This window comes from Bacillus sp. FSL E2-8887, assembly GCF_038007205.1.
GTDB classification, from domain to species: Bacteria; Bacillota; Bacilli; order Bacillales; family Bacillaceae_G; genus Bacillus_A; species Bacillus_A mycoides.
In genome coordinates this window covers 3,421,274-3,440,969 of the sequence record NZ_JBBOWS010000001.1, presented here as the reverse complement: position 1 = coordinate 3,440,969, position 19,696 = coordinate 3,421,274, and the positions used below count along the sequence as shown (strand labels likewise).

Genomic DNA, 19,696 nt, shown 5'->3' with positions numbered 1-19,696 from the left:
TTATAAATGGAAAAGACAATTACAATTGACGGAAAACAAGTTCGATTAAAAGGTACAGCGGCAACAGTTAAACGCTATAAGGCACAATTCAGACGTGATTTATTCGCAGATATGATGGCATTAGGAGCTATCGGTACATTTACCTCGCAAGATGAGTCACAAGGCACTATCGACCTATCAACCGCAGATTTTAAGAACGTCGATTTTGAAGTTATTTATGATTTAGTTTGGTTATATGCAAAAACAGCAGATCCAAATCTTCCTGATCCAATTACATGGCTAGATGGATTTGACGAGTTTCCTATTTACGATATCATGCCAGAAATTAATGACATGATTCAAAGTACAATGGGAGCAAAAAAAAAATAAAGAAAAATAATGGAGAGCAAGGGACTTTCAGTGATGAAGAATTATCCACTGATACGTTCCTTGCTCTTTGTTATAAAGCGAAGTTAACACATGGTGATTTAGAAGAAATGACCGTTGGTGATTGTTTTGATTACATTGCTGAATTCGCTGAAATGGAGAATCCAGACAAAGAAAAAACTCGTAAAGCAAATCAGAGTGATATGGACAATTTCTAAGAAAGGGGTGAGAAAATGGCAGGAAGAATTAAAGGGATTACTATCTCTATTGATGGAGAAACTACTGGTCTTCAAAATTCTTTAAAAGATGTTAATAAACGTAGTAATGATTTAACTAAGGAATTGAAAGACGTTGAACGGTTGTTGAAGTTCGACCCAGGTAATGTGGAAGCATTAGCGCAAAAGCAACAGTTACTTACACAACAAATTGAAAATACAACACAAAAGCTAGATAAATTGAAAGCAGCGGAACAACAGGTCCAGGCACAATTTCAAAATGGTAAGATTTCCGAAGAACAATATCGTGCATTCAGGCGTGAAATTGAATTTACAGAAGGGTCACTTAATGGTCTGAAAAATAAGCTTGGAAGCATGAAAGCTGAACAAGAAAATGTAGCAAGTTCAACAAGACAATTAGAAACATTGTTTAGCGCTACAGGAAAAAGCGTTGATGATTTTGCAGGAGCATTAGGGAATCGTCTTGTGAATGCAATTAAAAGCGGAACAGCTACAAGTCGGCAGTTAGAACAAGCGATTGGAATTATCGGCCGAGAAGCATTAGGAACAGAAGCAGATATCGAAAAGCTACAACGTGCACTTCGATCTGTGGATGCTGGCAACTCCATACAACAAGTACGAAATGAGTTAAGAGATTTACAGCAAGAAGCTGACAAAACAGAGAAAAAGTTTGAAGGCTTACAAGTAGGATTAGAAAATGTTATAGGTGGAATGGCAGCTGGTGGGGGTATTGCAAGTGCAGTTGAACAAGCAATGGACATGTCTAAGTTAAAAACGAAGATTGATATTACTTTTGATGTCCCTGAATCCTCAAAGAAATCTGTGGAGGAAGCTGTAAGGGGTGTTACCGCTTATGGTGTTGATGCAGAAGCATCTTTAGAGGGCGTACGTAGGCAATGGGCCCTAAATAAAAACGTTAGTGATGAAGCAAATGCAGCAGTTGTAAAAGGAGCAGCAGCGATAGCTCAATCTTATGAAGGTATTGATTTCACTGAATTAATACAGGAAACGAATGAAATAGCAAGTGAGTTAGGGATTTCGCAAGAAGGCGCGTTGGGATTAACAAATTCACTTTTAAAAGTCGGATTCCCTTCTGAACAATTGGATATCATCGCCGAATATGGAGGGCAATTAACACGAGCTGGATATAATGCAGAGGAAGTACAAGCTATTATGGAAGCTGGTGTTGAAACTGGTACTTGGAACATTGACAACTTATTGGATAAAAAATTGTCCCTATGAATGGTGACATTCATAGCAAACTCCTTTAATTCGGTGAAACTCTCAATAATTTTTCATAGAGACAATACCGAGCCAAGCTTTTAACAAATCGACGAAGATTTTATTTTTTATTTTAAATACCGTTCCTAATAGTTCAAACATTTCTTCCTCAAAAGTAAATGATACAATATAAGTATCATTAAGGATTGTAAATATGAGGTGAGTAGATGGACAACCGGTTCTATGTTTACGAATTTATAAGACTTGATACAGGAGAGCCATTTTACGTAGGAAAAGGCTGTGGAAATCGAGTGAATGATATACACAGAGGGAGAAGCGAATGGTTTAAAAATACAATCAAGGTGCATGGCACTATTTCTAGGATTATAGCTGATAATCTTACTGAGAAAGAAGCGTACGAAGCTGAAGTCTGGTATATCTACGAATATAAGTACTTATTTAATTACAAACTTGTGAATTTAGATGACGGTGGATATGGTGCAGCCTCTGGTGATTCTAATCCAATGTACGGAAGAAAAGGTAGTTTAAGTCCGTTATATGGAAGAAAAGCCACGGAAGTGAGGAAGCAAAAAATCAGTAAAGCGCTTGAAGGTAAGAAAAAGTCAGAAGAGCATAAGTTAAAACTTAAAGCTCATTGCTTGAATAGGGATTATTCGGGTAATAATAATCCTAACTTCGGTAATGGAGCAGCTATATCTGGAGAAAATAATCCTAGTTCTATAAAGATAAGAGCTACTGATAATAATGGAAGTGTTACTATATTTGCTTCTAAAGAAGAGGTTACTGAACAATTTAGGATAAGTTATTACTTATTGAATAAATTAATAGGGAAAAAAATATCCGTAGAAAAAGATTTTAACAGAGAAAAAAATAAATATCGTCATTTAGAAGGGTATCAATTCGATTTGTTAAATGAAGGTGTAACGACTAGTCTAGAGACGTACACTATAAGTTGATGATAGTGGAAATAGGGAGCATCTAGGCTCTCTTTTTTATTGCCTAGATGATGATATAGTCTGGTCTGTATAGTGATATACAGAAGTTCATAAGAGAACTGGCAGGGCGTTGCGAATCCTGCTGAACATTACGGGTCTAAAAGAAGGGCGTATTAAAGCAGCTGAATTTGGTCAAGGTGTCGATAAAGCGATGAAAGAAACCCTTGAAGGAACTAACATTTCAGCCGAACAATTACAAAAATGGGGACAGGCTGTATCGAACGGTGGCAAAGAAGGATCAGCCGCTATGACTGAAATTGCACAGGCTTTATCAGAAGTTGATGATGAAACGAAACGAAATGAGCTAGGAGTAAAGCTTTTTGGTACGATGTACGAAGACCAAGGACAAAACATAATTAATACTTTACTAGATGCAAAAGAGAAAACTGTTGATTTTAAGAATAACCAAGATCAATTGAATGACTCCATAAAGAAAATGGATGCAAATCCAGCTGTAAAAATGCAAAAAGCTATGAATGATTTAAAAATGGCTCTTGAACCGGTTCTAGGTGTCGTAGCGGATTTAGTAGCAAAGTTTGCTGAGTGGGTCACAAATAATCCGGAGTTGGCAGCGACATTAGCAACAATTGCTGTAGCCATTGGCATAATATCAGGTGCTATCATGGCACTTGCGCCTATAGTTGTGACAGTCATGAGTATCTTCGGGATTGGAGCGGCTGCAGCGGCTGGAATTTTTGCTGCTATTCCCCTTATCGTAGCCGCGATAGCTGCCATAGGTTTTGCGATTTATAAAAACTTTGATGACATTAAACAATGGATTATAGATATTTGGAATTCTATTACGGAATATTTAGTAGAGCTTTGGGACGGTATAGTTCAATCATCCAGTGAAGCGTGGAGTTCATTTTTAGAAACAATGCATGAGTTTTTTGATCCCATTGGTCAATTTTTCAGTGATTTATGGACAGGTATAGGTGAGGTATGTAGTAATGCATGGAATTCAATTGTTGAATTCTTTTCTGGAGCTTGGGCTTCATTCACAGAAATGATGCATAGTTTCTTTGACCCAATAGGCGAATTCTTTAGTAGCTTATGGTCTGGGATTGTTGAAACAGCTTCCTCTTGGTGGTCTTCTTTAGTTACAACAGCTACCGAATTGTGGGGCATGTTAACGCAAGCTTGGCAAGATACTTGGAATACAATTCTTACTGTTTTAGATCCAATTATTTCGGCGGTTTCTACCGTTTTAGAAGCTGGTTGGCTGTTAATTCAGGCAGGTGCACAAATTGCATGGGCGGCAATCTGCCAATATATTATTCAACCGATTCAAGAAGCTTACGACTGGGTAAGTACAAAAATCGGTGAAATGGTCACTTGGCTTGGTACACAATGGGAAATTGCAAAAGCTGTGGCACAAGTTGCGTGGGGATTATTTAAACAATATATTATTCAACCAGTCCAGGAGACTTGGAGCTTGGTGAAAGAAAAATTCTCTGATTTGGTTTCTTGGCTTGGTTCACAGTGGGAAACAGCGAAATCTTATACACTAGCAGGTTGGAATTTAATAAAACAGTATGTAATTCAACCGGTCCAAGAATTGTGGAATACAACAAAACAAAAGCTTGGAGATTTAGCGAATTGGATATTAAGTAATTGGGAAACTATAAAATCCTATACACTCACAGCTTGGAATTTGGTTAAGAAATATGTGATTGATCCAGTCACTGAAACGTATAATCAAGCCAAGCAAAAATTCACCGATTTATATAACTCAGCTAAAGAAAAATTTGATGCGGTAAAGAATGCAGCGCAAGAAAAATTTGAAGCAGCGAAACGATTTATTGTAGATCCAATAAAAGATGCAGTTGACAGCATAGAAAAGTTTATTGGGAAGATTAAGGGATTCTTTAGTGACTTGAAGTTAAAGATTCCAAAACCTGAAATGCCACCTCTTCCACATTTCAGCCTGGAAACAAGCACGAAAAACGTTTTAGGTAAAGATGTTACTTATCCATCTGGAATCAATATTGATTGGCGCGCGAAAGGTGGTATTTTCACTAAACCAACTATCTTTGGAATGAATGGTGGAAACTTGCAAGGCGCTGGAGAAGCGGGAAGAGAAGCAGTGCTTCCCCTAAATAAAAAGACACTTGGAGATATTGGTGCAGGTATTGCTGCGACTATGGTTGGCACGACTGGATCTATGAGCCAATTAATGAGTGATATGGGTAGTATGATGGATAGTTCTATGAGCCAGTTGTCAGGATTAAAAACTGTTATGAGTGGTGTGTATGGAAGTATGTCAAATAGTAGACAGGCTATGACAAATACTACCGCAAATCAAGTATTCAATTATTCACCTGGTCAATCTGGCGTTAGTGGAGCGGTACCGATGCAAGGTGGCGATTTATTAATTGAAGTACCTGTCACGTTAGATGGTAGAGCGGTTGCGCGTGGGACTTACCGACATACAACTGAATATCAAAGAAGAGAAGAAGAAAGAAACTCAGCCTTTTAGGTTTGGGTTTCTTTTATTTTATAAAGAAATGAGGTGTTAACATGAGTTCTTTTACATTTAACAAAGAACGTAAAGATTTTATTCAAATAGAAAAAGGATGGAAAAGACCAGCATGGGCACCGTTAAAAAGAAATTTTCTAAATGTTCCAGGTTATCCAGGCGCAAGATTATTAAACACGCAAACAGAAATTCGCACTCTTTCTATTCCAGTTGGAATTATTGTTCCTGATGGTGCAGATTTAGAAACATTAAAAGAAGAAATAGCAGGTTGGCTTATTACAGAGCAACCAGTAGAGCTTACTTTCGATGTAGAACCAAATAGAACGTATTTAGCTGTTGTGGATGATAGCTTTGATCCAGATGAATTTGTAACACTTGGTCAGGGCGTTCTTAAATTTATTTGTCCAATGCCTTATAAATTAGGACCTACTCGAACGACAGAATTTCAAATGGATGGGCGTGGATTAATAGCAAATGTTCAAAACAAAGGAAGTGTGGAATCTAACTCGATTATAGAAGTTGAAGTAGCGAAACCTTCCACTTTTCTTGATGTATGGAATAGTACGAATTATTTTCGCATTGGATATCCATTGAAAGCAGATCAGGTTCCCGTTGAAAGAAATCAACGTGTGTTGTGGGATGAAATGTCAACAACTGTAGGATGGACAAAAGTAGCTAAGACAGAGGATATGACTGGTGGAGGTGAATTTAAGCCAGATGGATATCGCCTTGTACCACTGCATTTTGGAACGGAAGGTACAAATGGATGGCATGGTGCTATCGCTAAAAAGAATATTCCGCAAGGTCCATTGCAGGATTTCATTATGCAAGCTTATGTTGGAGTAAGAAGTTTGCACTGGGACCAAATGGGGCGTGTAGAAATTGGACTTCTTGATGAAAATAGTGATTATGTTGCTCGTATATCTATGAGTGACGTGCAATGGGAAGCGGAACAGAATAGTGGATTTGCTTCTGTTGGAAATCGAAAGAAGCCAGGTGGTCAAGTATTTATTAACGAAACAGGCGACCATCCTAATACCTGGAATCAATACAGAGGTCGATTGTGGTTAGCACGAACAGGGAACAGATGGGAAGCTTATATTTCAAGATTTAAAGACGGCACAGAAATTGATGATTCTGAACGATTTGTAGTATGGATAGATGAAAACAACGTCAATATGAATAAAGTGGCACAAGTACAAATCAGTATCTGCCAATTCTCTAACAATATGTTTTCGCAAAATATGAGCATCGATGATTTGAAAATATGGAAAGTGAATATGAATACACAAGATAATCCGCCTTATATCTTTGATGTTGGGGACAAGGTTGTTATCGATACAGAGCGAAGTCTTGTCACGATAAATGGTAAGAGTGCTATTAATCTAAAAGATATATTTAGTGATTATCCCGTTATTCATAAGGGGTTGAATAAACTAGAAATAATGCCTTCAACTGTCGGAACATCCAAAGCAACGTACAGGGAGCGATTTAGATGAAGACACCAAGCGGAATTTTACATGTTGTTGATTTTAAGACAAGTCAAATCGTTTCCAATATACAACCAAAAGATTATTGGGATGATAAACGACATTGGGAGATAAAAAATAACATTGATACATTAGAGTTTAGAGTATTTGATAATACAGACCATGCAGCTACACTCATGCAGCAAAATTTAGTTTTAAAAGAGGTAAGGGGTGGACGGATTGTTCCGTATGTCATTACTGAAACTGAAAAAAATTCAGATGATAGATCCATCATTGCTTATGCATCTGGTGAATGGATTCAACTAGCGAAAGCTGGCATTATCAATCCGCAGAAGATTGAAGGCAAAACAGTCAATGAGTTTATCGATATGGCTCTTGTAGGTACGAAGTGGAAAAGAGGAAAAACGGAATACGCTGGCTTCCACACGATGACGATTGATGAATTTATAGATCCATTAAAATTTTTAAAAGATATTGCGTCCTTATTCGAATTAGAAATCCAATACCGTGCGGAAGTTGTAGGCTCTCAAATTGTAGGCCGTTATGTAGATATGGTGAAGAAGCGAGGGCGTGATACTGGTAAAGAAGTAACTCTTGGTAAAGATTTGATGGGTATCAAACGAATTGAGAATTCCCAAAACATCTGTACAGCCCTATTAGGGTTCGTGAAAAAAGAAGGTGGGGATTTTATCACCATCGCCAGTATCAATAATGGTATTCCTTATCTTGTGGATGGTGATGCATTCCAACGTTGGAATGAAAAAGGACAACATAAATTCGGATTCTATACTCCTGAGACAGAACAAGATATAACGCCACAACGTTTAATGACCCTTATGAAAACTGAGTTAAAGAAACGTGTTAATACATCTTATTCATATGATGTTCAAGCACAAAGTATAGGGCGTGTATTTGGGCTAGTTCATGAGCTGATTAATGAAGGAGATACAATTCGAATTAAAGATACAGGATTCACGCCTAAATTGTATCTAGAAGCTCGTGTTATTGCTGGTGATGAATCATTTACTAATCCTACACAAGATAAATACGTTTTCGGAGATTATCGTGAAATTGTGGATGCTAACGAAGAATTAAGGAAGTTATACAATAAAATTCTTGCTTCATTAGGAGATAAACAAGAATTATTAGACAGGCTGAATGAACTTGTTAAAGAAACGGCTGAAACAGCTAACAATGCTCAAAAAGAATCTGAAACCGCAAAGAAACTTGCTGAAAAAGTACAAGAAAACATAAAGAACTATCAAACGACTATCATTGAAAGTAAAACAGCGCCGACTACAGGATTGGAAGCTGGTAAAACAATATGGCGAGATATTAGTAACGGGAAACCTGGTATTTTAAAAGTATGGAACGGTAACGGGTGGGAATTGCTGATTCCTGATGTAGAAGCAGTAAAGAAAGAGACACTGGAGCAGGTCAATAAGGATATTCAGTCCACAAAAGAAGAGTTAAATAAGAGAGTGGAAGAAGCACAAAACGAAACCGCTGGACAATTTAATGTAGTAAATGAAAATCTTCAAGAGGTTTCTCGAACTATTAAAAATGTACAAAGCTCCCAAGGTGAAATTAATAAAACTGTCTCTGAAATGAAACAAACCAATGAAGGTTTTACTAAATCTATTGAATTATTAACAAAAAAAGACGGTGAAATCACTGGAAAATTAAATACAGTAGTAGAGACTTCCGAAGGCACAAAAAAGATAATCTCTGAGGTGCAGCAAACAACAAATGATCTAAAGAAAACCACAACTGAAATTACAGAAAAAGCAGGGAAGATTAGTGAGAAATTAGAGAACTTAGAAAAGAAGGTTGCTAACGATAAAGCTGGAGGACGTAACCTTCTTTTAGATTCAAATGTTAAATATGAAAAAGCGGATTATTTAATTAATCAATATACTCTATCTGAAAATTTTTCTGCAGGTGAGGAATATACTTTTGTAATTAAAGGTAGTGTTCCACAGGGACAGAAATTTGGCATTTGGCAGAATGGTGGTTCGAATAATGTCGGGTATGCAACAAGCGCTTATGCCAGTGGAATTACTTATGTGACATTTAAAGCTGTTGCAACGACGGTAGGTAACGAGAAGAAATTGTCTTTATACAATGCCCCTCAAAACATAACGAAAGCAACAGTTGAATGGGTTGCTTTATATAAAGGGAATAAACCGCAAGACTGGACGCCAGCACCGGAAAATCAGGTAACAAATGATGATTTTACTAAAAAAACAAATGAGATTATCAAAAGTGTGGAAGGTACTACAGAAACTATTAAAAAAGTAGAAAAAACACAAGGTGATTTTAGTGAACGGGTTAATACTGTAGAAAAGAATGCAGAAGGATTCAATCAAAGCGTTAAAAAATTACAAGAAACACAAACGCAGCAAGGAAAACAATTAACCGAAGCTGCTACAACGATAGAACAACACTCTGAGGCATTGAATCTAACAATGAAAAAGAAAGATGTTGAGGACTATGTTGGCGGTTTAGGTACTGTCAATGAGGTGCGTGATGCTGATTTTAAGTTAGGACAGAAATATTGGATTTGGAATAGTGGTAATGGGGCTGTTGGTTCTGTCGATACAAATCTGAAATACAAAGGTATGAATACATTCTCAATTACCGTTACTGGACAGACTCAAGATCGTTGGTGGGGTCTAACAAGTCAATTCATTGAGTGTCAAGTTAACGAGGAATTTGTTGCATCAGGTTATTTCAATACTGACGGGAAAACACCTATTGATAGTGGCGGTGCATTTATTGAAATTGAATGGTGGACTGCTGACAAAAAAACTCGTGTTAAAACAGCTAGAACTAATGTCAAAGTTGTAAATAATATGTGGGTTCGTGCTGTATGCACAGATAAAGCACCTGCTAATGCATCGTTTGTAAGATGGCGTTATTATGTTACAAGAAATGGGCGTTTGTGGTGTACTGCACCTATGCTGCAACGTGGGACTATAGCAAGTGAATTTTGGTTACATCCGAAAGATCAAAATGATGTTGATAAGATACTAGATGATATAGCCGATAGAGTAGTAACTGAGAATTACAATAAAAAAGTAACGGACCTTGAGAGGGGAATAAAAGCTACAGCAGACGGCATCGAATTAACCTCGAAGAAACAAGAAACCTTTATAAATGAGACTTACGCCGCTTATGTAAAAGAAACGGGTTCTAAGCTTAAAGTTCTTGATGAAGGAATCCTTGCAGAAGTTAAAAAAGGGAATATCATCGCAGCTATTAACTTTTCATCAGAAAAATTAGTAATAGATGTTGCAAAGGTAAATATCAATGCAGATACAATGGTGAAATGGCTAACTGCAAAAGGTATTGATACGAATATCATCAAAGTTAATGGCGATAAAATTACCATCGATAAAAACGGCGTTACTATTAAAATGTTAGACTTCCTTTTTGAAGATGAATGGGGAACGAAAACAACCGTTATGCCGAAAAGGAATTTAATAGCCGATCATGATTTTTCTAGTGTTCCAAAAATGAACATAGGTAATCAAAATTATCAGGGGTTTGGTACTGGATATGGTCTACCTTGGAAAGCACAAGGAAATGGAGTAGCGATAGAAAATAGCACTTTTATATTTAACTATGAACAAATGGTAAATGCAGTCCGTGTTGACACGTATAATTACCCAGAAACAAAAGTTCAAAACGGGATTCATCCAGGAAACTCATATACATTGTCAGCACATTATAGAACTGCACAGATTAATGGTGTGCGTACAACTGCAAAACCAAGATTGCAGGTATGCTTTGTTACGCCATTGGATGAAGTGAGTTATAAAATTTGGCACGAAATGTACAAAGATTTTCCAGAGCCATCTACATTTTACGGTGACATTAGAAGGTATAATTTCACATTTACCGTTCCTAACAATTACAATCCACAAGAACACATGATTGTAGTTAAAATTACAGCTGCAAACGCGCAAATTTCTGCGGGTAAAGCTGTTTGTGTTTCAGGGATAACATTGGTTAGTGGTAACTACGCTTGCATGTATAACTGGGATCGTGCGGCAGCGGAAAGAGCAGACGGTATTCAGCCGTTTCGTAGGATTGCACTAGGTGATGCCAATACGAACATAGGTATATCTGATGATGGATATACAGTGGATTTCACAAGTAACAAAGAAGTGAAGTTTTTTACCAACATACGAGCAGTACAAGGTGTAAACATGGGGGGCAATCAGTTCCAAGGCTGGGGGCACATCCGTTTTACAGATGGTAATCTTGGACCAGGATTTTATGTAAGTACTCCAAACGGTTGGAAGTTTAACGCGCTTGGATAGAAAGGAAAGATATAAATGAAAGATATTCAAATGATGCCACTTCAAGCAGGTGAAAGCTTTCCTTTTATGGGGAGGCTGGTAGATGCAACAAGAACCGATACAGGGATTTCCGTCCAAATACCTGCCGATATGCTAAAGAACGCTGGCATTCCTGACGGAACTAGTAAAGTTGAAGTGTGGAGGGAGATGTCTGACGGAACGATCTGTTTCAGAATCGCAACAAGATGTGAACTATGTGGACGAGGTTCGAGGTTGTATGAATTAGATATGGGATTTGCTAAAAAAGGCCTTTGTGCAGAAGATTATTTTAAACTTACAGGCAAAAATCCTCCACAAGAGCCATTAACAACTGAAAATAAAACACAAACAGAGCAGCCATAAGCTGTTTTTTATTTTGTACAAAATACGGCTTTTATAACAAAGAGGGGCGATTTCGCTTCTCTTTTTATTTTGAAACGGGGTGGTCAAAGTGGAAGGATTACAAGAAGTAAGAAGTGATGTTCAAGAAATAAAGCAAGATATCAAGGACATTCGTTTAGAAATTAAAAGCTTAGAGATGCGAACAACTGGTAACGAGAAAGACATTATTAATATCACTAAACAGTTAGATAAGATTGGTGCCAATACTACTTGGATATTACGACTTATTGTGGGCGGACTTGTTGGGGCAGCGCTGACTTTCTTAATGAAAGGAGGTGGTATGTAATGTTTGAAATTACAGTAATGATTGGCATTGTAGTTGGTCTTTCACAAATTGGAAAAACAATTGGATTACAAACAAAATATGTTCCGTTATTGAATTTAACGCTTGGCATTGTGCTAGGCGTTTTATTTTTGGGCGGAGATATCAAAACAAATGTATTTCAAGGAATCATCATTGGATTGTCAGCAAGTGGACTATTTGATCACACAAAAATTATAAAAAAGGATGTTGATGTAAAATGAAAAAAACATTAAAAAATATTTCTTCTGTAGCATTTGCTGTTATTTTAGTTTTATCTGTTGCAACTAGTACTTTTGCTGATAGAACACTTATTATTCCTGATTTACCGAAACAACCATACCGTAATGGTGTAGGTGCTTATGAGGGCGTTGTGGCACATTCTACAGCAACTCCAGAAGCACCAGCTATCAATATTCAAAAATATGAGTCTCGTACATGGCGTTCAGCATTCGTACATTATGCGGTTGATTGGAATGAAACAATCCAAATTGCTGATACGAAATATATTGCTTATGGTGCAGGACCAGGAGCGAATAAACGATTTGTTCATGTGGAATTATGCGAAACAAAAGATTATGAGAAGTTTAAACGCAGCTATGATAAATACGTGAAGTTACTAGCTAAAATCTTACGTGACCGTGGATTATCAGAAGAAAAAGGATTATGGACTCACTACGATGTTACAAAGTACCTTGGTGGTACAGATCATGAAGATCCACTTGATTATTTACGTAGTCATGGCGTGTCAGAAGCTCAATTTAGAGTTGATGTGCAACGTGCATACAATAATGCTAATGTTGAAGTTTCTGTTCCTGAGAAGCCATCTAAGCCTGCCGAAGTTCTAACGGCTGTAACAGATGAAATTGCTTATATTGATGGTTACAATGTGAACTTACGTAAAGGACCAGGTACAAGCTATTCTAAGATTCGTCAGTTAAACAAGCCAGAATCATATGTTGTATGGGCTGAAAAGGATGGTTGGTTAAATCTTGGCGGCGATCAATGGATTAAAAACGATTCATCTTATGTGAAGTTTAATAAGAAAAGCACAGTAGATTTTTCTATTGTTGGAAAACGCGTTGTTTCTAAAGTTAACAATCTACGTTTCTATGATGCTCCATCTTGGCAAGATAAAGATGTTGCTGGTTCTGTAGATGTAGGGTTAGGCTTCACAATTGATGCAAAAGTATCTGTCAATGGATCGTCACAATATAAAGTACACAACAGCAAAGGGAAAACATACTATGTAACAGCAAATAAAGCCTATGTGTATGTGAGGTAAGGCGAAAAAAGGTTCTCAGTTAAGAGAACCTTTTTATTTATCTCCAACGCCATTCTATTTCATTCGAATCGAAGTAAACAGCAGGTATGCCAATTCTTTCTAATTTGTTATTTTTTGATATAAACCAATTGTTTTCATCCAAAAAAAATGGATTTACATTATCTAACGATGGATTATTTTCATCTACCATTTTGTTAAGAAAATCTTTAAAATTAGAAATATTATCGGTGAATTTAATATCCCCGTACATCCAAAATCCATCACCATTTTCATTGGAAATATCACCCAAATGTATGTCTTTAAAGTATAGTTTCATAGCTAATATCCCCCTCACTCCTTAATGTTAAAGTATTTAATAGAAGAAATTAAAATGGATTCCTCTTTGTAGGTAAGCGTGTTGTTGCTAAGGTTAATAATCTACGTTTCAATTATACCCCTTTTTGGCAGGGGATAGATGTTACTGTAAATGAAGTCTATGTATACGTCTATTAACCTAGTAGCAGTATGAAAAAGAAACCGGCTCTTTATTTGAGCCGGTTTTTTATATACTAGTTTACTTTTGTTATATCTCACTACATTATAACAACTATGCCTTAGTTATGTATTTAGTTTCTGTTATAAATTGGTATTAAATAGCTTAATTGAAGTACACTGTATTTCTACCCATTCATTTGATATATCTTGCTCAATTCCTTCTAAATCAATTAGTACTACACTATCATAAATATTTAGTGATGCTAAGTTATCCTCGCTGTTATAATCTAGCTTAGCAATTACTTTAATGCCCTCATCATTCTGAATTATTGCATTAGCATTTTCATCTGAAAAGGCTATATTTGTATTCCATATAAATTCATCATCTATATCTATTTCTACATTATAGTTTTCATTTTTTTCTGGCTTATTACCATCCCACTCAGCGATAAATTGATTGCTAGCTACTTGAACTAATACTTTATATCCATCTAATAATTTCTCTGATATATCTACTATTTTAACATTCATTGTTTATTACTCCTTTTTATTTTTTATACGGTACTCTAACAAGTGTATTGTCAACATTCATAACATTATTTACTGGGTCATAAGTCCATGTTTCTTCATGATAGTGGAACTTACTTGGTTTTGAGTTCATTTCATGTGAACCGAATCGTATACTTCTAGTTCCATCAGCTGAAAATATTCTATCTGAGTCTTTTAATCCTGTTCTTGGATGAATATTAGTATGCTCACCAGTTCCTAAAAATTCATCCCACTTAGTTACCGCGTCTTGTACTTTCACAGGTTTATTAGCATACACTTCTTTGTGATAACCTCTATCAGGAATATTTTTAGCTTCAGCCACCTTCTCAGTGTTCTTAACACCTTCAGCCGCCTTCTCAGCGTTTTTAACACCTTCAACCGCATTAGCAGTCATTTTTACCCCTTTGCCAACTTTGGCAATTTTTCCAACTGGTGTAAGACCAGCTACTGCCATTCCGCCTGCAAAAATTCTTTCCCAAGCGGAAAGTTTTTCGCCAGTAGATGGATCAATACCATCCCATGCACGACGAGCATCGTATTCACCGCTGATTTCACCAGCAATATCTCTAGCGAGCTTTTTACCATCAAAACCTTTCTCTTCCGATGATATTTTACCACACATTGCACCTTCTGACATTGCTACATCCTGATCATCAGCATTACGGAATTTTTCGGCAATTCGTTTCAAATCTTCTTCTACTTGTACAATAGAATTGATAGATGTAAAAGCCATTGGTTTGGCATCATTGAACATTTGAACGAAATGTTGATTAGAAGCACCGATCCATTGAGAACACAAATAATCAATTTGATTACATAAATTATTATGTATGGATTCTAAGGTGTGTCTGGTATTACTTGCACGATTTGCGACTTCTTCTAGCATTTCAGGTGTTACTTTGATTTGAACCATTTTCTTCCTCCCTTTCCCAATTAAAATTATGAGATAAAAAGAAAAAAATGTAAATATCTAATTCTAATGTAGAGATAAATGTAGCCTATGTATATGTGAAGTAAGGTAAAAGCGGGATTCTTAGTATGGGAGGAAGCCTCTTTTTCGGCTTCGATATACTATCTTGTAAAAATTGAGAATAATATGAATATTAATCTATCCAATAAAATATGGGGAATGTATAATATTCGTATCTAAGGGGGTATACAACATGAAGATAATAGACTTAATACAATTTAGAAAGAAAAAAGAATTAGAAAAAAGATTAGAAAAGCAGATTGTAAATGTCCCCGTAGTGACACAGATTAGCGTAGAGAATGGTGAAGTGAAATTTGAAGTTTCTGGTGAAAGAAAAAAACACTTTGATGAAGAGTAATGTTTAAGCCGTCTCCTTAGTGGAGGCGACTTTTTTATTGTTATGATGTTTAGAATTTACTTTTAGATAATGCCTTTAATATAGGATTTATGATTTTACCAATTAAACGAAATCCCCTAAATATAGACCTTACAACCTTCATATAGTCATCCCCTTTAAATTAAGTAAATCATACCAATTAAAGGAACGAGCTGTAAATACTACAAACTCCCAAAAATGAAATCCTATGTATATGTAAAGTAATAAAAAGCGGGTCTACTCAAATATGAGCGGGCCCGCTTTTTTAAAATTTTGACCACCGACCACAAAAACGACCACCCACTTAAAATAAAATAAATACATTTCACACGCATAAATGACAATTCCTTTTGTTTCTTTTACGATAGAATGCAAAAGGATAACATAAACAACACTAATTGATATGGTATACTTTATACTGCGCATATGGGATTTGATAATTAAATAAATTCAACTCCTCATGATGTACTATATATAATAGAAGAAGAATGAAAATGTTTATTGGTTTTGTTATCACCCTGTTGGCGTCAACCTCATGCGCCTAATGGCTACAAAAGACATCTACTTCGTACCATTTGGCCAAGATGCACCAGAGAAAAAACCGAACTCAATGGTAGCTCGTATGGAGTTACTTGAAGATACAGTATTGGAAGCGCTACAAGGAAAACAATTACAACCTGTTGTTGTAGAAAAATTCAGATATATGAATTAAAAAACGAAAAAAACGTACAATTTTTGTTGAAACCATCATTCTTACTGTAGAATATGATAAAATTAACGTTATTAAGATTAGAGGGGGCATTGTAAGCTCCTTCTAATTCTAAGTTATAGAAGGATTGGTATCTAGAAAGGGGCATAGTGATGGAAAAGCAAAAAACTTTTCATGTCGCTGTAGTTGGAGCAACCGGCGCAGTTGGTGAACAAATGTTAAATACTTTAGAGAAACGAGAATTTCCAATTGGGAAGTTAACGTTACTTTCATCTAAACGATCTGCAGGTAAGAAACTTGTATTTAAAGGCGAAGAATTTACAGTTCAAGAGGCAACTCCTGAAAGTTTTGAAGGAGTAGATATTGCACTATTTAGTGCAGGTGGATCTGTATCGAAACAATTAGCGCCAGAAGCAGCAAAGCGCGGTGCAATTGTTGTTGATAATACAAGTGCATTCCGTATGACAGAAAACGTGCCACTTGTTGTACCTGAAGTAAATGAAAATGATTTAAAAGAACATAATGGTATTATTGCAAATCCAAACTGTTCTACAATTCAAATGGTAGTAGCTCTTGAACCAGTTCGCCAGCAATATGGTTTAAAACGAGTAATCGTTTCCACATATCAAGCTGTATCAGGTGCTGGTGCGGCAGCTATTGAAGAACTTCATGAACAATCACAAGCAATCTTAAATGGCGAAGAAGTAAAGGCGAATGTTTTACCTGTATCAGGTGACGAAAAGCATTTCCAAATCGCTTTTAATGCTATTCCACAGATTGATAAATTCCAAGATAATGGATTTACATTCGAAGAAATGAAAATGATTAATGAAACGAAAAAAATTATGCATATGCCTGAATTAGAAGTAGCTGCGACATGTGTACGTTTACCAGTTGTATCGGGTCATTCCGAGTCTGTGTACATTGAAGTAGATAAAGAAGGCGTAACAGTAGAAGAAATGAAAAACTTACTTGCAAATGCAGAAGGTATTGTACTGCAAGATAATCCAGCAGAGCAGTTATATCCAATGCCAGCTACTGCAGTAGGTAAAAATGAAGTATTCGTTGGAAGAATCCGTAAAGATTTAAATAATGATAAAGGATTCCACCTTTGGGTCGTATCTGATAACTTATTAAAAGGCGCTGCATGGAATTCTGTTCAAATTGCAGAGCGCTTAGTAAAATTACAATTAGTGTAAACGGCTAAGAGAAGGTGCAAAATATGAAAATTATTGTTCAAAAATTTGGTGGTACATCAGTACGTGATGACAATGGGCGCAAGCATGCGCTTCACCATATAAAAAAATCGTTAGCTGCTGGTTATAAAGTAGTTACTGTTGTATCAGCAATGGGCCGTAAAGGTGAACCGTATGCAACTGATACGTTATTAAGTCTTGTAAATCAAGAGGAACCTAATATTTCTAAACGTGAGCAAGATTTATTATTATCATGCGGAGAATTAATCTCAGCAATTGTTTTCTCTAACATGTTGAATGAGAATGGTATAAAAGCAGCAGCATTAAATGGTGCGCAAGCTGGTTTTGTAACGAATAATGACTTTACGAATGCTAAGATTATTGAAATGAATTGCGATCGTATACATGAAGAGTTACAAAATGTAGATGTTATCGTCGTGACTGGATTCCAAGGTCAAACGAAAAATGGAGATACGACAACACTTGGACGCGGAGGTAGTGATACCTCAGCTTCAGCATTAGGTGTTGCGCTTCATGCTGAATATATCGATATCTTCACAGATGTTGAAGGTGTTATGACTGCGGATCCTCGTATCGTAAAAGATGCACGTCATCTTCAAACTGTAACATATAACGAGATTTGTAACATGGCTTATCAGGGTGCGAAAGTTGTTCATCCGCGTGCGGTTGAAATTGCGATGCATGCAAAAGTACCACTTCGTGTACGTTCTACGTATTCTGATAGTGAAGGTACGCTTATTGCGGCATATGATGGTGCTACAAAAGGGCAGGATGTAGAAGAACGTCCTGTTACAGGGATTGCCCATGTGTCAAACGTAACGCAAATTAAAGTGCTTGCAAAAGAAACTGCATATGATTTACAACAACACGTGTTTAAAGAAATGGCTAATGAAGGGATTAGTGTGGACTTAATTAACATTTCTCCTACTGGTGTAGCTTACACAGTAAAGGATAGTGTATCAGCGCGTGCAGTTGAGGTTTTAAAGCAACTTGGATATGATCCAGTGGTTACAGAGCATTGTGCGAAGGTTTCTATCGTTGGTGCTGGAATGGCAGGTATTCCAGGGGTTACAGCGAAAATTGTCACAGCTTTAGCGGAAAAAGGTATTCAAATTCTGCAATCAGCAGATAGTCATACGACAATTTGGGTTCTTGTAAAAGAAGCCGATTTAGTGGAGGCTGTGAATGCATTACATAGTGCATTTGAGCTTTCAAAAGAAAAGCAACTGGAACAATAAGGAGTGAGATCATGATAGATTTTGGGACAATTGCAACCGCGATGGTAACACCGTTTGATAAAAATGGTAATATCGATTTTGCAAAGACAACGAAATTGGTAAATTATTTAATTGATAACGGTACAACAGCAATCGTGGTAGGAGGGACGACTGGAGAATCTCCTACATTAACATCAGAAGAAAAAGTAGCGTTATATCGCCATGTCGTATCTGTTGTCGATAAAAGGGTGCCCGTCATCGCTGGAACAGGTAGCAATAATACGCATGCTTCTGTCGATTTAACAAAAAAGGCAACTGAAGTTGGTGTTGATGCAGTTATGCTAGTGGCACCGTATTATAATAAACCGAGTCAAGAAGGGATGTACCAGCACTTTAAAACAATCGCTGAAAGCACTCCGCTTCCGGTAATGCTATATAATGTTCCAGGACGATCTATTGTACAAATCTCCGTTGATACAGTTGTTCGTTTATCAGAAATAGAAAACATTGTTGCGATTAAAGATGCAGGCGGCGATGTATTAACAATGACAGAAATCATTGAAAAAACAGCGGACGACTTTGCAGTATACAGCGGTGATGATGGTTTAACATTACCAGCTATGGCAATTGGAGCAAAAGGTATTGTTTCTGTAGCATCTCATGTTATCGGGAATGAAATGCAAGAAATGATTGCTGCATTCCAAGCTGGAGAGTTCAAAAAAGCGCAGAAATTACATCAATTACTAGTAAAAGTAACGGATGCACTATTTATGGCGCCGAGCCCAACACCAGTAAAAACAGCATTACAAATGGTGGGATTAGATGTAGGTTCTGTACGTTTGCCACTTCTTCCATTAACGGAAGAAGAAAGAATAACGTTACAATCCGTAATGCAATCTATTCCTCGTTAATAAAAATGACCTAGTGTGAAACTAGGTCATTTTTATTTTGACTAACTATATGTAAGTGCTGAAAATTAGCTATAGTTAATAGGCTGTAATAAGAAGGGGATGGCAGGGGGGAGAATTAGTAAGAAACTGAT

At 36.6% G+C, this 19,696-nt stretch carries 15 protein-coding genes and 3 pseudogenes; 15 read left to right on the top strand and 3 right to left on the bottom strand.

Annotated features, from left to right (window positions below):
* Nucleotides 1-6: 6 nt before the first annotated feature.
* The 10 genes and pseudogenes from NSQ08_RS17390 (at nt 7) to NSQ08_RS17345 (ending at nt 13,142) form a co-directional block, all read left to right on the top strand.
* On the top strand, nt 7-369 hold the full coding sequence (locus NSQ08_RS17390; RefSeq protein WP_002128744.1) for a hypothetical protein: 363 nt from the start codon (nt 7-9) through the stop codon (nt 367-369).
* Nucleotides 370-599: 230 nt separating this feature from the next.
* Nucleotides 600-1,826 (top strand): annotated as a pseudogene (locus tag NSQ08_RS17385) (DUF2207 domain-containing protein); the annotation flags it as partial.
* Nucleotides 1,827-2,050: 224 nt separating this feature from the next.
* A complete protein-coding gene (locus NSQ08_RS17380) occupies nt 2,051-2,800 on the top strand; it encodes a GIY-YIG nuclease family protein (protein ID WP_340777347.1) in 750 nt (249 codons plus the stop codon).
* A gap of 127 nt (nt 2,801-2,927) precedes the next feature.
* Nucleotides 2,928-5,318 (top strand): annotated as a pseudogene (locus NSQ08_RS17375) (phage tail tape measure protein); the annotation flags it as partial.
* Between the two features lie 41 nt (nt 5,319-5,359).
* Nucleotides 5,360-6,817, top strand: coding sequence for a distal tail protein Dit (locus NSQ08_RS17370; RefSeq protein WP_340777344.1), 1,458 nt, complete (start codon nt 5,360-5,362; stop codon nt 6,815-6,817).
* The gene (locus NSQ08_RS17365; RefSeq protein ID WP_340777342.1) at nt 6,814-11,136 is read left to right on the top strand and encodes a phage tail spike protein; all 4,323 of its coding nucleotides are present in this window, start codon (nt 6,814-6,816) and stop codon (nt 11,134-11,136) included. The genes NSQ08_RS17370 and NSQ08_RS17365 overlap by 4 nt, the downstream gene beginning before the upstream one ends.
* 15 nt (nt 11,137-11,151) lie before the next feature.
* Entirely contained in the window at nt 11,152-11,517 is a 366-nt protein-coding gene (locus NSQ08_RS17360; protein WP_340777339.1) for a hypothetical protein, read from the top strand.
* An 88-nt stretch (nt 11,518-11,605) separates the two neighbouring features.
* A complete protein-coding gene (locus tag NSQ08_RS17355) occupies nt 11,606-11,842 on the top strand; it encodes a hemolysin XhlA family protein (RefSeq protein WP_199691425.1) in 237 nt (78 codons plus the stop codon).
* The gene (locus NSQ08_RS17350) at nt 11,842-12,081 is read left to right on the top strand and encodes a holin (RefSeq protein WP_340777327.1); all 240 of its coding nucleotides are present in this window, start codon (nt 11,842-11,844) and stop codon (nt 12,079-12,081) included. Before NSQ08_RS17355 ends, NSQ08_RS17350 begins: the two co-directional genes overlap by 1 nt.
* The gene (locus tag NSQ08_RS17345; protein ID WP_340777323.1) at nt 12,078-13,142 is read left to right on the top strand and encodes an N-acetylmuramoyl-L-alanine amidase; all 1,065 of its coding nucleotides are present in this window, start codon (nt 12,078-12,080) and stop codon (nt 13,140-13,142) included. The genes NSQ08_RS17350 and NSQ08_RS17345 overlap by 4 nt, the downstream gene beginning before the upstream one ends.
* A gap of 37 nt (nt 13,143-13,179) precedes the next feature.
* On the opposite strand, the gene NSQ08_RS17340 is transcribed toward NSQ08_RS17345, so the two are convergent.
* The 3 genes from NSQ08_RS17340 to NSQ08_RS17330 all read right to left on the bottom strand — a co-directional run bounded on the left by NSQ08_RS17340 (nt 13,180) and on the right by NSQ08_RS17330 (nt 15,078).
* Nucleotides 13,180-13,458 carry a hypothetical protein gene (locus NSQ08_RS17340; RefSeq protein ID WP_340777320.1) on the bottom strand — a complete coding sequence of 93 codons (279 nt, stop codon included), beginning with the start codon at nt 13,456-13,458 and terminating at the stop codon, nt 13,180-13,182.
* 299 nt (nt 13,459-13,757) lie between these two features.
* Nucleotides 13,758-14,147, bottom strand: coding sequence for a hypothetical protein (locus NSQ08_RS17335; protein WP_340777317.1), 390 nt, complete (start codon nt 14,145-14,147; stop codon nt 13,758-13,760).
* Between the two features lie 16 nt (nt 14,148-14,163).
* Nucleotides 14,164-15,078 carry a WXG100 family type VII secretion target gene (locus NSQ08_RS17330; protein WP_340777314.1) on the bottom strand — a complete coding sequence of 305 codons (915 nt, stop codon included), beginning with the start codon at nt 15,076-15,078 and terminating at the stop codon, nt 14,164-14,166.
* Between the two features lie 250 nt (nt 15,079-15,328).
* On the opposite strand from NSQ08_RS17330, the gene NSQ08_RS17325 reads away from it, so the two are divergent.
* The 5 genes and pseudogenes from NSQ08_RS17325 (at nt 15,329) to dapA (ending at nt 19,565) form a co-directional block, all read left to right on the top strand.
* Complete coding sequence (locus NSQ08_RS17325) at nt 15,329-15,493, top strand: hypothetical protein (protein WP_340777311.1); 165 nt, start codon at nt 15,329-15,331, stop codon at nt 15,491-15,493.
* A gap of 541 nt (nt 15,494-16,034) precedes the next feature.
* Nucleotides 16,035-16,223: pseudogene (gene spoVFB / locus NSQ08_RS17320) on the top strand (dipicolinate synthase subunit B); the annotation flags it as partial.
* A 149-nt stretch (nt 16,224-16,372) separates the two neighbouring features.
* Nucleotides 16,373-17,419, top strand: a complete 1,047-nt coding sequence (asd, locus tag NSQ08_RS17315; protein ID WP_002014577.1) for an aspartate-semialdehyde dehydrogenase — start codon at nt 16,373-16,375, stop codon at nt 17,417-17,419.
* 23 nt (nt 17,420-17,442) lie between these two features.
* Nucleotides 17,443-18,675 (top strand): aspartate kinase, encoded by a 1,233-nt coding sequence (gene dapG, locus NSQ08_RS17310; RefSeq protein ID WP_002088068.1) that lies wholly within the window; start codon nt 17,443-17,445, stop codon nt 18,673-18,675.
* A gap of 11 nt (nt 18,676-18,686) precedes the next feature.
* The gene (gene dapA / locus NSQ08_RS17305) at nt 18,687-19,565 is read left to right on the top strand and encodes a 4-hydroxy-tetrahydrodipicolinate synthase (protein WP_002014579.1); all 879 of its coding nucleotides are present in this window, start codon (nt 18,687-18,689) and stop codon (nt 19,563-19,565) included.
* Nucleotides 19,566-19,696 lie beyond the last annotated feature (131 nt).